Origin of the sequence: Sulfitobacter sp. SK011, from assembly GCF_003352065.1 — a bacterium.
In the GTDB taxonomy this organism is placed as follows: domain Bacteria; phylum Pseudomonadota; class Alphaproteobacteria; order Rhodobacterales; family Rhodobacteraceae; genus Sulfitobacter.
In genome coordinates this window covers 2,113,410-2,128,125 of the sequence record NZ_CP025803.1, presented here as the reverse complement: position 1 = coordinate 2,128,125, position 14,716 = coordinate 2,113,410, and the positions used below count along the sequence as shown (strand labels likewise).

The 14,716-nt window shown below is 57.7% G+C and carries 13 protein-coding genes; 5 read left to right on the top strand and 8 right to left on the bottom strand.

Translation table 11 applies throughout. The annotated features are described in order from the left end of the window. Positions 1 to 46: 46 nt before the first annotated feature. The 8 genes from C1J02_RS21230 to pyrH form a co-directional block, all read right to left on the bottom strand. Positions 47 to 172 carry a hypothetical protein gene (locus tag C1J02_RS21230; RefSeq protein ID WP_302622749.1) on the bottom strand — a complete coding sequence of 42 codons (126 nt, stop codon included), beginning with the start codon at positions 170 to 172 and terminating at the stop codon, positions 47 to 49. A gap of 138 nt (positions 173 to 310) precedes the next feature. Continuing rightward, entirely contained in the window at positions 311 to 1,825 is a 1,515-nt protein-coding gene (locus C1J02_RS10470; RefSeq protein WP_114878529.1) for a cryptochrome/photolyase family protein, read from the bottom strand. A 25-nt stretch (positions 1,826 to 1,850) separates the two neighbouring features. Beyond that, positions 1,851 to 3,203 carry an RIP metalloprotease RseP gene (gene rseP, locus C1J02_RS10465; protein ID WP_114878528.1) on the bottom strand — a complete coding sequence of 451 codons (1,353 nt, stop codon included), beginning with the start codon at positions 3,201 to 3,203 and terminating at the stop codon, positions 1,851 to 1,853. Positions 3,204 to 3,207: 4 nt separating this feature from the next. Next, entirely contained in the window at positions 3,208 to 4,383 is a 1,176-nt protein-coding gene (gene dxr, locus C1J02_RS10460; RefSeq protein WP_114878527.1) for a 1-deoxy-D-xylulose-5-phosphate reductoisomerase, read from the bottom strand. A 6-nt stretch (positions 4,384 to 4,389) separates the two neighbouring features. Beyond that, positions 4,390 to 5,184: a phosphatidate cytidylyltransferase gene (locus C1J02_RS10455; protein ID WP_114878526.1), complete on the bottom strand. Its 795-nt coding sequence runs from the start codon at positions 5,182 to 5,184 to the stop codon at positions 4,390 to 4,392. A gap of 12 nt (positions 5,185 to 5,196) precedes the next feature. Then, complete coding sequence (gene uppS, locus C1J02_RS10450) at positions 5,197 to 5,949, bottom strand: polyprenyl diphosphate synthase (RefSeq protein ID WP_114878525.1); 753 nt, start codon at positions 5,947 to 5,949, stop codon at positions 5,197 to 5,199. Positions 5,950 to 5,991: 42 nt separating this feature from the next. Then, entirely contained in the window at positions 5,992 to 6,558 is a 567-nt protein-coding gene (frr, locus tag C1J02_RS10445) for a ribosome recycling factor (protein WP_114878524.1), read from the bottom strand. Between the two features lie 337 nt (positions 6,559 to 6,895). Next, positions 6,896 to 7,636, bottom strand: coding sequence for a UMP kinase (gene pyrH, locus C1J02_RS10440; RefSeq protein WP_114878523.1), 741 nt, complete (start codon positions 7,634 to 7,636; stop codon positions 6,896 to 6,898). A 112-nt stretch (positions 7,637 to 7,748) separates the two neighbouring features. On the opposite strand from pyrH, the gene miaA reads away from it, so the two are divergent. From miaA to C1J02_RS10415, 5 genes are all read left to right on the top strand, one after another. Next, positions 7,749 to 8,624 (top strand): tRNA (adenosine(37)-N6)-dimethylallyltransferase MiaA, encoded by an 876-nt coding sequence (gene miaA / locus C1J02_RS10435; RefSeq protein WP_114878522.1) that lies wholly within the window; start codon positions 7,749 to 7,751, stop codon positions 8,622 to 8,624. Between the two features lie 86 nt (positions 8,625 to 8,710). Further along, positions 8,711 to 9,535, top strand: coding sequence for an AraC family transcriptional regulator (locus tag C1J02_RS10430; RefSeq protein WP_114878521.1), 825 nt, complete (start codon positions 8,711 to 8,713; stop codon positions 9,533 to 9,535). Between the two features lie 301 nt (positions 9,536 to 9,836). Beyond that, the gene (locus tag C1J02_RS10425) at positions 9,837 to 10,922 is read left to right on the top strand and encodes an ABC transporter permease (RefSeq protein WP_114878520.1); all 1,086 of its coding nucleotides are present in this window, start codon (positions 9,837 to 9,839) and stop codon (positions 10,920 to 10,922) included. A gap of 12 nt (positions 10,923 to 10,934) precedes the next feature. After that, complete coding sequence (locus tag C1J02_RS10420; RefSeq protein ID WP_205389795.1) at positions 10,935 to 12,401, top strand: ABC transporter permease; 1,467 nt, start codon at positions 10,935 to 10,937, stop codon at positions 12,399 to 12,401. A 102-nt stretch (positions 12,402 to 12,503) separates the two neighbouring features. After that, positions 12,504 to 14,597 (top strand): ABC transporter ATP-binding protein, encoded by a 2,094-nt coding sequence (locus C1J02_RS10415; protein ID WP_114878519.1) that lies wholly within the window; start codon positions 12,504 to 12,506, stop codon positions 14,595 to 14,597. The last annotated feature ends 119 nt before the right edge of the window (positions 14,598 to 14,716 follow it).

The window sequence follows — 14,716 nt, the reverse complement described above, 5'->3', positions numbered from 1 at the left end:
AGTTATCTAACCCAGTTAGACATCATACAGTGGGTTGGCAGATCAATCAAAGAGATCCGACAAAGGCGCCTGCGGCCAGCGCGAAGGCAATGGTGGCCACATAAAGGACGCGATCCCAGTTGAGTTCCATCAACAGGCTCAGGCCCCGGTATGAACTTTGAATCGCTTGCATGTCGTGCTCCTTTGGCAACGCATCAAGTCCTAACAAAGGATTAAGGCACGAGTTTGACCAAATGTGGCCGGAATATGGCGATTGCGGATGTTTGCTCAGGATAAGAAATACCCCTAACCGGTGCACCGCCCCGCGGTCCTAGACGGCGTCGCCCGCGTCCATCCGCGCCAGAAAACGGGATGCATCTTGCAGCACCGTCTTTTGATGATCGGGCTTCATCCGGTCCCAGGTGCGGTACATGTTGCCCATCCGTGCATTGCCTGAAAACCGGTCGCGGTGGCGGATCAGGAAATCCCAGTACAGCAGGTTGAAAGGACAGGCATTCTTGCCGGTCTTGTCCTTGACCTTGTAGGCACAGCTCTTGCAGTAATCAGACATGCGGCTGATATAGGCCCCTGAGGACACATATGGTTTTGATCCCACAATCCCGCCGTCAGCATATTGGCTCATCCCGATGACATTGGGGGCCTCAACCCATTCATAGGCATCGGCATAAACCGCCAGATACCATTCATGCACCTTCCCCGGATCAATCCCCGCCAGCAGAGCGAAATTTCCGGTGATCATCAGGCGCTGGATATGATGGGCGTAGGCGTCTGTCTTGGTCTGCTCAACCGTTTTGGCAACACAGTTCATCGAGGTGTCCGCGCCCCAAAAGAAGGCCGGCAGGTCCCGGGTGTGGCCCAGCACGTTGCGCGACGTGTATTCCGGCCCTTGCAGGAAATAGATGCCACGCATGTATTCGCGCCAACCGATGATCTGGCGGATGAACCCTTCCACGGCATTGATCGGTGCGCGGCCCGCCTGATATTCGGCTTCCGCTGCGCGGCAGACTGCCAGGGGATCAAGCAGGCCTGCGTTGATGTAAAGGCCAATGACAGAGTGATAAAGAAACCTGTTCTCGTTGAGCATTGCATCCTGAAAGTCGCCAAAAAGCGGCAAGGCGTCCTGCAGCCACCGTTCAAAATGGCGCAGCACCTGTTCCTTGTCCGTGGCAAACCACATCGGTTCCAGATCACCAAAATTCTGATCAAAGCGCTGTGCGACAAGCGCCATCACCTCCGGGTCAGGATCAAACTGCATCGGGCCGAAATAATGAATGTCCTTGGGCGCTGCCTTGCGGTTGTCATGATCAAAGTTCCATTGGCCCCCGACCGGCTTGTCGCCGTCCATCAACAACCCGGTCTTGCGGCGCATGTCACGGTAAAACCACTCCATCCGCAGTTCCTTGCGGTCTTTCGCCCATGCCTCGAACTCGGCGTGTGAGGCGATGAACCGCGTATCGGGCAGGACCGTTGTGTCCAGTGGCAAATCGTTCAATGCCGCAATCAGCCGCCATTCGCCCGGTTCTGTCGCAATCACTGTGCTGGTGCCATATTCTGCGGCCCTGCGCAGCAGCTCGCCGGTGATTGATCTCGTATTTTCAGGATCATCCAGTTTCGTGTAAACCACGGTCAGCCCGTCATTGCGCAGTTGCGCCGCAAATTTGCGCATCGCGGTCAGAACAAAGGCAATCTTCTTGGGGTGATGCGGCACATAGGTGGTTTCATCCGCGACTTCGGCCATCACGATGATGTCGCCTTGGGTGGCCTGTTCCAATGCCGAAAGCGTCGGTGTCAGTTGATCACCAAGAACCAGAATAAGCCGCGTCATGAGGCCCCTATTTTTGGCTTGCCCTTCATGGGCAGAATAGATCGTTCCCAAGCGCGAAGACCATCAGCATCAGCACCAGCGACACACCAACGGTCATCAGGACGCGCAAAGCACCATCGCTGGGTGGTTTGCCAGCCACAGCCTCATAGGCATAAAACACCAGATGCCCGCCATCGAGCGCCGGGATCGGAAAGAGGTTCAGCAGTCCCACAGCCGTGGACAAAACGGCGATGAAGTAGATGAACGACTGCGCGCCCTGGCTCGCCATGGCACCGGAAGTCTGTGCGATACCCACCGGGCCTGACAGATTACAGGTGCTGATGTTGCCAACGATCATCTGTTTAAGACCAGACAACGACCCATCAATGATCCGCCAGGTGTTCGCCACACCGCCCCAAAGCGCCTCACCCAGACCGGGTGCCTGGGTTGCAGCCTCGAACGCCATCCCACCGGCAATGCCGATGCGGAGGTTTTTCACAAAGCTGCCGTCGGGCTGCGGCTCATCCGTGGACTTGGGGGTCATGGTAAACTCAAGGTTTTCGCCCGCCCGCCAGACGTTGAGCTGCAGCGCTTTACCATCCGATGCCTCAACGGCGGTTTTCAATTGCTGAAAGGCAAAGATCGGCTCGCCATCCACGCCCGTGATGACATCGCCTGATTTGAGCCCCGCCTGAAAGGCGGCTGATTGCGGCACAACCTGATTAACCAAAGGTGGCAACAGATAGGGTCCATCAACGCTCAGAGCGGTGCCATCGCGCACCACGTCGTAATTGAGGACCTGCTGCTGTGGGATGCCTTCAATGAAATCATTATAGGCCTCTTCATCTTCCATACTGGGTGTGGTCACACCATTGATGCCCGCAATCTCATCTCCGGACTGCAGACCTTGTGCCTCATTGGGCAGCGGGCGCATCTCGCCGACAGTCAGCGGGTCCCGAGCCACGCCAACGGTCAGCGCGACTGCAAAAAAGATGATGATCGACAGGGCAAAGTTGAACACAGGCCCCGCTGCCACTGTGAGCGTGCGCGCCCAAAGCGGTGCACCGTGCATGGTGTGGCGCTTGGCCTCCGGGTCATCAGCAACCGCTGCCATCGCCGCCTCATCCTTGCCCGATGCGGCATTGGCGTCGCCTGCGAATTTCACGAAGCCGCCAAAGGGCAAGGCGGCGATCTGCCAGCGGGTGCCATGTTTGTCGCGACGGGACCACAGCACCGGGCCGAACCCCAGTGAAAACACGTCTGCCTTAATCCCTGTCCAGCGCCCGACGATGTAGTGGCCGTACTCATGGATCGCCACGATGACCGACAGCGCGACCACAAATGCCAGCAAAGTCCAGATCAGCCCGCCAAATTGCGGCAACAAACTCAAAATATCCAAAACGCTACCCTGCTCTTTTTTCAATCGCGGCTTTTGCCGCCTCACGTGCCAAATGGTCCACTTTGTGCACGTTATCAAGGGTCATGCTCAGATCAATATGGCCGGGCTGGCGATCAAGCTGTGTCATCGCGTCCTCAACCACCTCGGCCATCTGGGTGAAATTGATCTGCCCTGCGATGAATCCGTCCAATGCAGTTTCCTTGGCGGCGTTGAACACCGCTCCCATCAATCGGCCCGTCCCCATAACCTCGCGGGCCAGCCGCAGGGCGGGCCAACGCGCATCGTCGGGGGTCGAGAAATCAAGCTGGCCGATAGCCGCCAGATCCAGACGCTCCACCGGGAGATGTGCCCGGTGCGGATGGTGCAGCGCATATCCGATCGCATGGCGCATATCGGGTGGGCCAACATGCGCCATCAAGCCGCCATCGCGAAACCCGACCAGGGCGTGCACCATCGACTGCGGGTGCACCAGCACCTCGATCTGGTCCGGTTCGACGCCGAAAAACTCTCGGGTTTCAATGACTTCCATCGCCTTGTTGAACATTGACGCGGAATCAATGGTGATGCGCTGGCCCATGTCCCAATTGGGATGGGACGACGCCTGATCCAGCGTTGCCTGCGCCAGTTTATCCAATGGCCAATCGCGAAACGCGCCACCGCTGGCGGTGATGATGATCCGCTCCACCGCTGTGATATCTTCACCGACGAGGGCCTGAAATATCGCAGAATGTTCGCTGTCGACGGGCAGTATGGTCGCGCCGTGGGTATGGGCCGTTTCCAGCAAAAGCTGCCCGGCGCACACCAGCGATTCCTTGTTGGCAAGCGCCAGCGTGCATCCCTGCGCCAGTGCGGCAAATCCCGGTGCCAGCCCGGCGGCACCCACGATTGCCGACATGATCCAATCTGCCGGACGGCTGGCCGCCTCAACAACCGCATCCGCGCCTGCCGCGGCCTCGACATCTGACCCTTTCAGCGCATCGCGCAGATCCTCCAGCAGGTCAGGCCGCGCTGTTACCGCGATTTCGGCCCGCATTTCCATCGCATCTGCGGCCAATTGCGCGATGTTGCCCGCCCCGGTCAGCGCCACAACGTCGTAGGCTGCCGCGTTGCGGCGCACCAGATCGAGGGTATTCTGCCCGATGGATCCGGTGGCCCCCAGAATACTGATGCGGCGCGGCATCGCGGGTCAGCCCAGTCCCGGAGGAAAGCCAATAAACTGGCCGATGATCAGCAAAAACAATGAGGCTCCCAACATCCCGTCAAAGCGGTCCAGCAATCCGCCGTGGCCGGGGATCAGGTCTGAGCTGTCCTTGACACCCATCGTCCGCTTCAGCCCGGATTCAGCAATATCGCCCATCTGCGATGCCATCGAGACCGCGATGGATATCCCGATCAATTGCAGACCCACGCCGGTGTTGATCGAAAAGAGCAGCCCCACAATTGCTGCGCCCACCCATCCAGAGGCGGTGCCGGACCATGTTTTCTTGGGGCTGACGCGGGGCCAAAATTTTGGCCCGCCAAAAGCGCGACCGGCAAAATAGCCAACCACATCGGTGACAACCACAACCATCACCAGCCACAACAGCCACCCAAAACCCATGTCATCGCGGACCTGCATCATGCCGTATCCGGCCAGCAGGATCAGCACGGTATAGGACATATAAATTGTCCGGTTTTCAGACAGATAGCCAAATCCGATCATCGCCGGGGCCAGCAAAATCGGCAGGGCGAATCCGACCGGAAGATAGATCGCAAGGAAGACCGCGAACCCGGTCAACACGCCCAACTGCAACTGCACGTGGCGCACGCCCGGACGCAGCATGCCAACCAGCTCCCAGACCATCAGGCCACAAATCAGCGCCACCAGCGCATGAAATATGTGCCCCCCAAACCAGATACCGATCAATCCGATCAGCACCATCGCAGCCGACGACGCCATCCGCGCTGTCAGGTCAGACCATTGTTCAGGCGATGTGTTCATCTGTCTCTCCGGTCAGGTTTTCACGGCACCGAAACGGCGATCACGGTCGCCGTAGGCGGCGCACAGTCGGCCGAATTCTTCTTTGGAAAAGTCGGGCCACAAGGTGTCGATAAATTCGTATTCAGCATAGGCAGATTGCCACAGCAGAAAGTTGGAAATCCTCGCCTCGCCGCTGGTGCGGATGACCAGATCAGGATCGGGAAGAACGTAGGTATCCAAATATTTGGGCAAGGTTTCTTCATCCACCGCTGCCGGATCAAGCCGCCCGTCTGCCACATCCTGCGCCAACCGCCGTGTGGCGCGGGCGACCTCGTCGCGGCTGCCATAGTTTATCGCGATGGTCAGGTGCACCAGCGTGTTGTGCTCTGTCGCCTCTTCAAGATCGGTCATCATCTTGATCAGCTTGTCGTCAAGCCGGACCCTGTCGCCGATGAAACGCACCCGCACGCCAAATTCAGACAGGCTGCGGGTTTCCTTTTTGATATAGCGCCGAAAAAGGCTCATCAGCCCGGCAACTTCGACCTGAGTGCGCTTCCAGTTCTCCGTCGAGAATGCAAAGATCGTCAGGTATTCGACGCCAAAATCCGGGCAGGATTCGACCACTTCCCGTACTCTTTTGGCCCCCGCATGGTGGCCAAACAACCGCGGTCTGCCGCGCTGTGTTGCCCACCGCCCGTTGCCATCCATGATGATCGCCACATGGCGCGGCCCACCGGGAACGATTTTGGTCTTTGGCCCGGAAGCTGGCAGGTTGGCGGAACTCATGTACTAACTTTCAATTGACAGGCATCTAGCTCACAGATCGGATTAAACCTGCATGATCTCGGCTTGTTTGGTTTCAAGTTGATCATCGATCCTGGAGATGAACTTTTTGGTAATTTCCTGAACTTCATCTTCCCAAATTTTCTGATCATCTTCTGACAGCGCGCCGTCATTCTTGGCTTTTTTGATCTGGTCCATGCCGTCGCGGCGGACATTGCGGACGCTGACGCGCGCATGTTCGGCGTATTGGCCCGCGACTTTGGTCAGCTGGGTGCGCCGTTCTTCGTTCAATTCAGGGATCGGCAGCATGATGATGGTGCCATTCAGCTGTGGATTGATGCCCAAGCCAGATTCGCGGATCGCTTTTTCAACCTTGCCGACCAGCGCCTTGTCCCAGACGTTGATCGTGACCATCCGCGATTCCGGAACGTTGACCGTGCCGACCTGATTGATCGGGGTCATGGAGCCATAGGCATCGACCATTACCGGTTCCAACATAGACGCCGAGGCGCGCCCTGTGCGCAGCGACGCAAATTCCGTGCGCAGTGCGCCAAACGCCCCCTCCATCCGCCGCTCAAGATCGTCGGTATCAAGTATGAAGTCTTCTGCCATGGTTTCCTCGTACTGCTGTCTGGGCTGTTGGTGGACTATTTATGACAGCCTGTCGCACTTGTATAGTCGCCTCCGCCCACCGATGTCCCGGAATAACCATATCTCAAGGAATATTCGCGAATTATGACCGGACCCAAAATTGGATCGGAAGGCTTGGTCGGGGCGGTATGATCTGAACTTTGCACATCGGACCGCAGTGGATACTAGGGATTAGCTTGGTCCAAGCATCTGCACCATCAGATCCGTCGCCGATTTTGATGGTTTCCTCATCCCTTGGTTCCACATCAGCCCCGCAAAGACCTGCGTCACCGCAGGAACGGCAAACCTCTGATGCTTCCTACCCCTGCACCCGCGTGTACGTGCCCTCGCCCGCGAGAATGCCACGGAAACCGCCCGGTTCATCCAATGAGAACACAATGATCGGCAGGTTGTTGTCTCGGGCCAGTGCAATGGCGCTGGCGTCCATCACACCCAGACGCTTTTGCAAAACGTCATCATAGCTGACCGTGTCATAGCGTTTGGCATCGGCAAACTTGTTGGGGTCCTTGTCATAGACACCGTCAACCTTGGTGCCTTTAAAGATCGCCTCGCAGGACATTTCATTGGCGCGCAGGGTGGCGGCGGTATCGGTGGTGAAATACGGGTTGCCGGTGCCGGCGGCAAAGATGCAAACGCGTTTTTTCTCAAGGTGGCGCACAGCACGGCGGCGGATATAGGGCTCTGCCACCTCGTTCATCGTGATGGCCGAAATGACGCGGGTGTGGATGCCCAGCCCTTCCAGCGCGGATTGCATCGCCAGCGCGTTCATTACCGTTGCGAGCATGCCCATGTAATCTGCGGTGGTCCGTTCCATCCCCTGAGCCGACCCTTGCAGGCCCCGAAAGATGTTGCCGCCCCCAATGACCATGCAGATTTCAACGCCCATTTCGTGCACGGTCTGCACCTCGCGCGCAATCCGTTCCACCGTCGGCGGATGCAGGCCGAACCCCTGATCTCCCATCAGCGCCTCACCCGAAATCTTGAGCATGACCCGTTTGAACGTGGACTGCGGGGCGTCTTGGGGCGTGGCATCGGACATTGGGGGCACCTTTCGGAGGGTCATTGAGCATTTCAATCTGCCGCAAAATGTCGCAAATGGAGGCAAGGTTCAATCCGTCCCCGCTGGTCTTGAGAAAGAAATATGCCGCCCCATGCCAATTGCCGCCTCTGATCTGCTGGAACAGCTGTCGCCTGATCAGCCCGTCCTGATTGCAGGCCCGACCGCGTCGGGTAAATCGGCGCTGGCGCTTGAGATTGCCGAACGGCAGGGCGGCGTCATCGTAAATGCCGATGCCTCGCAGGTTTATGCGTGCTGGCGGGTGATCACCGCGCGCCCCTCTGCCGAAGAAGAGGCGCGCGCGCCGCATCTGCTTTATGGGCATATTGCGGCCACCCAAGCCTATTCCACCGGCCACTGGCTGCGCGAGGTGGCGGGATTGCTGGACGGGGTCAGGCCGATCATCGTGGGCGGTACCGGGCTTTATTTTACCGCTCTGACGCAGGGTCTGGCCGATATCCCGGCCACGCCACCCGCGGTCCGCGCGCAGGGCGATGCACTGGAGCACGCACAATTGCTGGCCGGGATTGACCCCGAAACCGCCAAACGGATCGACATCATGAACCGGGTCCGCGTACAGCGGGCATGGGAAGTTCAGCAAGCAACCGGGCGGGGTCTGGCCGCATGGCAGGACAATACGGCCCCGCCGCTTTTGCCGCTGGATCGGTGTTTTCCCATTGTGATCGACGCGGACAAGGACTGGTTGAACAATCGGATCGCGCAGCGGTTTGACCTGATGATCGACGGCGGTGCGTTGGACGAGGTTGCAGCAGTTCAGCCGACCTATGATCCTGCCCTGCCTGCGCACCGCGCCATTGGGGTGCCGGAACTGATGGCGCATCTGCGCGGTGACATGACGCTTGATCAGGCACGAAACGCCGCTGTGACCGCCACCCGGCAATTTGCCAAACGACAACGCACCTGGATGCGCAGCAAAATGGCAACGTGGGCGCATATTCACCAGCCTTGAGTGTCCATAAAATTGACAAATGGTGATTTTTGTGGGGGTATTTTGGGATTAACCGCCCTGAACTCTTTCCCATATGCGATGTTTTCATGACTGAGCACTCCTTTGACATCAAGATCCAGACCTTGCCGCAATTGACCGCCGGACAGGACTGGAAACTGCAGCTTGCCCATGACCGCCCACACCATCTGCTGATCTGGATTACCCGTGGACAGGGCCGCGTGTTGCTTGATGGGCAACGCCGGGGTCTGGGGGTGCACAACGCGCTGTTGATCCCGTCGGGTGCGCTTTTTGCCCTTGATCTGGGTCGGCAGGGCATGGGGCAAGTGGTGGTGATCCCGCAAGGCACGCCGCTCAGGTTGCCTGAAATTCCACGCCATCTCAGAATCAGGGATGTCCATGTGCAAACAGAGCTTAACGGCCTGATTGAAGCCGCACAGCGCGAACAAAATTCGCAGCGCCCCCTGCGTCAGGACGCATTGGAAGCACATGCGGCGCTGATGTCTGTCTGGCTCAGACGACAGATCATGCAAGAGGAACATGTGCCCACCCGCCGCAACGCCGCTGCCCGGCTCAGCGCACGGTACTGTGCAATGGTATCTGCACGCTATGCCAGCGGCGCACCAATGGCCGACTATGCCGCCGAGCTTGGCGTGACACCCACCCATCTGACCCGTGCGGTCAAGGCCGCCACCGGCAAAACCGCGGCTGATCTGTTGACCGAACGTGTGGTTTACGCGGCCCGCAGTCTCTTGAGTGAAACCATACAGCCCGCTCAGGACATTGCCCGACATCTTGGATTTGGATCAGCCGCCTATTTCACCCGATTTATGCAGCAACATACGGGACATGCGCCCAGCAAGCTGCGCGCGGCAAAGCCCGGGCAAGAGAACAACAGACAAAGCCGCCCCTGAAGTAAAGGTCGCTTTCATACAAGAAACATGTCGCAAAATAACCGCGAAAGGGCGGAAGTTGCCGTTGACCTGTGCATCGGAGTCATGCCTCATAGGCGTGGGGGATTTTCAGGTGATATTGATTGTGCAATGCCAGCGCGCCCCCAAGCGCCCCCGTAACCACGTGGGGGTTCGAAAAGAAACGATAAATAATTCAGAGCACTATGTGCTTGGATGATCACAGCAAGGCACCGAGCGCCGGACGTGATAAAAACCAAAACCGGCGGGACAAACCTGCTTAGCCACTCAACAGGGGCACTTCATGGGACTATTCATACTTCGCCGCCTGGGCGTGATGTTGCTGACGGCGCTGTGCCTGACGTTCATCGTGTTCTGGCTGACCAATCTCTATCCAAACCTTGAAAAGCTGGCCAAGACGCAAGGCAACTTCCGGATGTCGGATGAAGCGGTTGCCAGCTATCTGGGCGACCGTGGCTATCTGCAACCCACCTACGACAAGTTTGGCGAATGGTTGGGCGTCATGCCGGGATGGGTCACGGAAAAAGAAGATGGCAAGGTATTTGGCCGCTGCTTTCCAGAAGGCACCCCCGAGGCGGAGCGCCCGACACGCTGCGGTATCCTGCAGGGTGACTGGGGGTTCTCAACCGTATTCAAGGATGATGTCGGGGCGACAGTGCTGACCCGGTTGGCGCTGACCGGAAAGCTCATGCTTTGGGTGTTGATCCTGATGGTGCCAACGGCGCTGCTTGTCGGTGTATTGGCGGGCATGCGCGAGGGATCAAAGCTTGACCGGTCGCTGTCCACCTTTTCGATCGCCACAACCGCAACACCCGAATATGTCTCCGGCGTTATTTTCATTGCGGTTCTGGCGTCCTCAAAGTTTGGCATATCACCCTGGCTGAGCGAGATCGGGCTTTTGGAAAGCAAGACCCTGTTCCTTGGCTCTGCCACCAGCGCCATGGATAGCGCAAATTTCTGGAACTTCTTTTTGCCGGTGCTGACCATTTCGCTATATGGGATGGGCTATATTGCGCGGATGACACGGGCCTCGATGACCGAGGTGATGACCGCACAATATATCCGCACCGCGCGTCTGAAAGGCGTTAAATTCAGCGACATCGTGTTAAAACACGCGCTGCGTAACGCGCTGATTGCACCGTTTACAGTGATCATGTTGCAGATCCCCTGGTTGCTGAATGGGGTGGTCATCGTTGAGACCCTGTTCAACTACAAGGGCTTTGGCTGGCTCTTGGTACAGGCGGCCTCCAACAACGATATTGAGCTGTTGCTGGCAGTGTCGGTCGTTTCAGTTGTCGTGGTGCTGGTGACGCAGCTGATATCGGATATCGGCTATGTTTACCTGAACCCACGCATTCGCATTTCTTAAGGGAGCATGGACATGGAACAATTGTCATGGACCGGGTCCTTAAGCGGACTGAACTTTATCTTTTTTCTGGTCATCGCACTGTTGGCTTTGATGGTCGTGATCCAGATCGTGGCCTCCTACGTCACCGTATCCGGCACGCGGGCAGTCAATGCAGATGGGACACTGGCCGCAGATAGCGGTGCCAGCGGATTTATCGGTGTGATTGTCACCTACCTGTTTTATTCGGCGGTGGCACTTGTGCTTGCCTACCTCGTTCTTGGCGTCTTCATGGGCACAGGGGCCGGTATCATTGGCGGCATGTCACGCCAGTTCTTGCCGGTGTGGATCGCGCTGATCGCAACCTTCGCGCTGTCGATCACATTCAAGCGCAAGCTGGGGCTTTACGGCAAACTCTTTGACAGCACCGTGGGCATGATCGGGTTTGCGATTGTGATGTTCTGGGTGTTCACCGGCATCTTTGGGGGTGTCTTCGACATGCTGACCACCCATGACAGCCTGAGCCAGGTCTCGGGCATGAAAAACAAACTGCCCGGTACCCCGCTCGCGCGGGCCGAGGAAAATGACTTTCAGTGGTTCCTGCTGGGCGGTGACAATCTTGCGCGCGATGTGTTCAGCCGCTTGATCAAGGGATCATGGGTCGTGGTGCAGATCGCCCCGCTGGCAACGCTCTTTGCGTTCATGGTGGGCATCACGCTGGGGTTGCCTGCGGGGTATTATGGCGGCCGTCTGGACACGATCCTGTCGTTTCTGGCCAACCTCATCCTCGCCTTCCCGGTGATCTTGCTGTTTTATCTGCTGGTCACACCAGAGATCGTGCTGACAGGTATTCCCAATTATATGGCTGCGTTCCTGTTTGTGTTCCCGCTGGTGTTCGTCGGGATCTTGCTGAATTCGCGCTATTACACGCAACCGACATTCCGCACGCCTTTGCTGGTCGTGGTTCTGGGGGTGATGGCCTGGCTCTACCTGTCATTGATCAGCACGAATGGCGCGATTGTGGATGCAGAGACCTACCGCATTCCCGGCCTTCCCAACGCGATTGACCTTTTCAACATCGATGCAGGCATTCTTGTGGTGTTTGTGTCGGTGGTGTTTGTGAATTCGCCTACAGTGTTTCGGATCGTCCGGGGCCTCGCGCTGGATATCAAGACACGCGACTATGTGGCCGCGGCACAGACCCGTGGTGAGGGTCCATGGTACATCATGTTGTGGGAAATCCTGCCCAATGCGCGGGGGCCGCTGATCGTCGATTTCTGTTTGCGCATTGGCTATACGACCATCCTGCTGGGGACCTTGGGTTTCTTTGGTCTGGGGCTTGAATCTGAAAGCCCGGATTGGGGCAGCACGATCAACTCGGGTCGTCGTTTGCTGTCGCTTTATCCACATGCGGCCTTGGCACCGGCGGTGGCGCTATTGAGCCTTGTTCTGGGGCTCAACCTGCTGGCGGATGGTCTGCGAGAAGAAAGCCTGCGCGATTGATGAAAGGTGCGGACCGGGCGGATACCCCCGGTCCACCAAATATTTAAGCTGATAAGAGGCGATACCACCCTCTAAATCGGCACCCTATGAGGGAGACAAGAGATGCCTAAGACGGATTATGACGGTCCAATTCTGGAGATCGACAAACTGTCGATTTCGTTTTTCACCCGGCTGCGGGAAATTCCGGCGGTCATGGACTTTTCCGTTTCAGTCAAGCCCGGCGAAGCGGTCGGGTTGGTTGGCGAATCCGGTTGCGGCAAATCCACTGTGGCGCTGGGCGTCATGCAGGATTTGGGCAAGAATGGCCGCGTTGTCGGCGGCTCGATCAAGTTCAAGGGCCGCGATCTGGGCGAAATGTCGGACGAGGAACTGCGCGACATCCGCGGGTCCGAGATTGCGATGATCTATCAAGAACCGATGGCATCCCTGAACCCGGCCATGAAGATCGGAAAGCAACTGGCCGAGGTTCCGATGATCCATGCCGGGATGGATGAAAAAGAAGCCATGGCGCGCGCGCTTCAGGTGGTGACGGACGTGAAACTGCCCGACCCGTCGCGCATCCTGAATGCATATCCACACCAGTTGTCCGGCGGACAGCAACAGCGCATCGTCATTGCGATGGCGCTGATGTCAGAACCGTCATTGTTGATCCTGGACGAACCCACGACAGCGCTGGACGTGACGGTTGAGGCGGCTGTGGTGCAGCTGGTCAAGGAACTTGGCACCAAATACGGCACCTCGATGTTGTTCATTTCGCATAACCTTGGTCTGATCCTTGAAACCTGCGACCGGGTTTGCGTGATGTATTCCGGCGAAGCGGTCGAGCGCGGCACCATCGAAGAGGTGTTCGACGAGATGCAGCACCCCTATACGCAGGCGCTGTTTCGTTCGATCCCGTTGCCCGGTGCCGACAAGAACGCGCGCCCGCTGATCGCCATTCCCGGTAACTTCCCCCTGCCCCACGAACGCCCGCCGGGCTGTAACTTTGGGCCGCGCTGTGACTATTTTGAAGAGGGTCTGTGCAACGAAAACAAGGCCATCCCGATGTATCCGGTGCCGGGCAATGACCGCCACCACACCCGTTGCCTGAAGTTCCAGGAAATCGACTGGCAGGCCCCGCTTGAGTTGGCCGAGGTCAAAACCAAGGGTGATGTGGGCAAAGTTGTCCTGAAGATGGAAAACCTCAAGAAATACTATCAGGTCGCGGCCAATGCGATGTTTGGCGGCGGCGACACCAAGGTGGTCAAAGCCAACGAAACCCTCAGCTTTGAAGCCCGCGAATCCGAGACGCTGGCGATTGTGGGTGAATCCGGCTGTGGCAAATCGACCTTTGCCAAGGTGCTCATGGGACTGGAAACCGCCACCGAAGGGACCATCACGCTCGACAATCAGGAGATTGGCAGCGTCCCGATCGAAGAACGCACAACCCAGAACGTGGCCGACATTCAGATGGTGTTCCAGAACCCCTTTGATACGCTGAACCCGTCAATGACCGTGGGCCGCCAGATCGTACGTGCCCTTGAGATCTTTAAAATCGGCAAGAACGAGAAAGAGCGCTGGCAACGGATGCTGGAACTGCTTGATCTGGTGAAACTGCCGCGTGAATTTGCCGTCCGGATGCCGCGGCAATTGTCCGGTGGGCAAAAGCAACGGGTCGGCATCGCGCGCGCCTTTGCGGGTGATGCGCGCATTGTGGTGGCGGATGAACCGGTGTCGGCGCTGGATGTGTCGGTGCAGGCTGCGGTCACGGACCTGCTTATGGAAATCCAGCGCGAACAGAAAACCACGCTGCTTTTCATCAGCCACGATCTATCGATTGTGCGCTATCTGAGCGACCGGGTGATGGTGATGTATCTGGGCCATGTGGTTGAACTCGGGAGCACCGATCAGGTGTTCAGCCCGCCCTATCACCCCTATACCGAGGCGCTGCTGTCGGCGGTGCCGATTGCAGACACCAAGGTCAAGAAAAAGCACATCGTGCTTGAGGGGGACATTCCGTCAGCCATGAACCCGCCACCGGGCTGTCCGTTCCAGACGCGGTGCCGTTGGAAATCCGAGGTACCGGGCGGGCTTTGTGAAAAAGAAGTGCCGCCGATGCGCACCATGGCGGATGGGCATCAGGTCAAATGCCATCTCTCACAAGAAAAGTTTGATGAAATGGAGCCAGTGATTGAAGTGAACGTCGCGGCGGAATGACATTCAACATGAAACAAGGGGCGGATCATTCCATGATCTGCCCATTGCCATAAACTTCGCTGGTTGTCCGACTTTCGGGTTCAAAATAATTGCCCGCAGTCCTCTGTGATCCGGTGCTG

Coding starts and splice junctions, on each gene's coding strand:
- C1J02_RS21230 (WP_302622749.1), bottom strand. CDS start 172: ATGCAAGCGATTCAAAGTTCATACCGGGGCCTGAGCCTGTTGATGGAA.
- C1J02_RS10470 (WP_114878529.1), bottom strand. CDS start 1,825: ATGACGCGGCTTATTCTGGTTCTTGGTGATCAACTGACACCGACGCTT.
- dxr (WP_114878527.1), bottom strand. CDS start 4,383: ATGCCGCGCCGCATCAGTATTCTGGGGGCCACCGGATCCATCGGGCAG.
- C1J02_RS10455 (WP_114878526.1), bottom strand. CDS start 5,184: ATGAACACATCGCCTGAACAATGGTCTGACCTGACAGCGCGGATGGCG.
- uppS (WP_114878525.1), bottom strand. CDS start 5,949: ATGAGTTCCGCCAACCTGCCAGCTTCCGGGCCAAAGACCAAAATCGTT.
- frr (WP_114878524.1), bottom strand. CDS start 6,558: ATGGCAGAAGACTTCATACTTGATACCGACGATCTTGAGCGGCGGATG.
- pyrH (WP_114878523.1), bottom strand. CDS start 7,636: ATGTCCGATGCCACGCCCCAAGACGCCCCGCAGTCCACGTTCAAACGG.
- miaA (WP_114878522.1), top strand. CDS start 7,749: ATGCCAATTGCCGCCTCTGATCTGCTGGAACAGCTGTCGCCTGATCAG.
- C1J02_RS10430 (WP_114878521.1), top strand. CDS start 8,711: ATGACTGAGCACTCCTTTGACATCAAGATCCAGACCTTGCCGCAATTG.
- C1J02_RS10425 (WP_114878520.1), top strand. CDS start 9,837: ATGGGACTATTCATACTTCGCCGCCTGGGCGTGATGTTGCTGACGGCG.
- C1J02_RS10420 (WP_205389795.1), top strand. CDS start 10,935: ATGGAACAATTGTCATGGACCGGGTCCTTAAGCGGACTGAACTTTATC.
- C1J02_RS10415 (WP_114878519.1), top strand. CDS start 12,504: ATGCCTAAGACGGATTATGACGGTCCAATTCTGGAGATCGACAAACTG.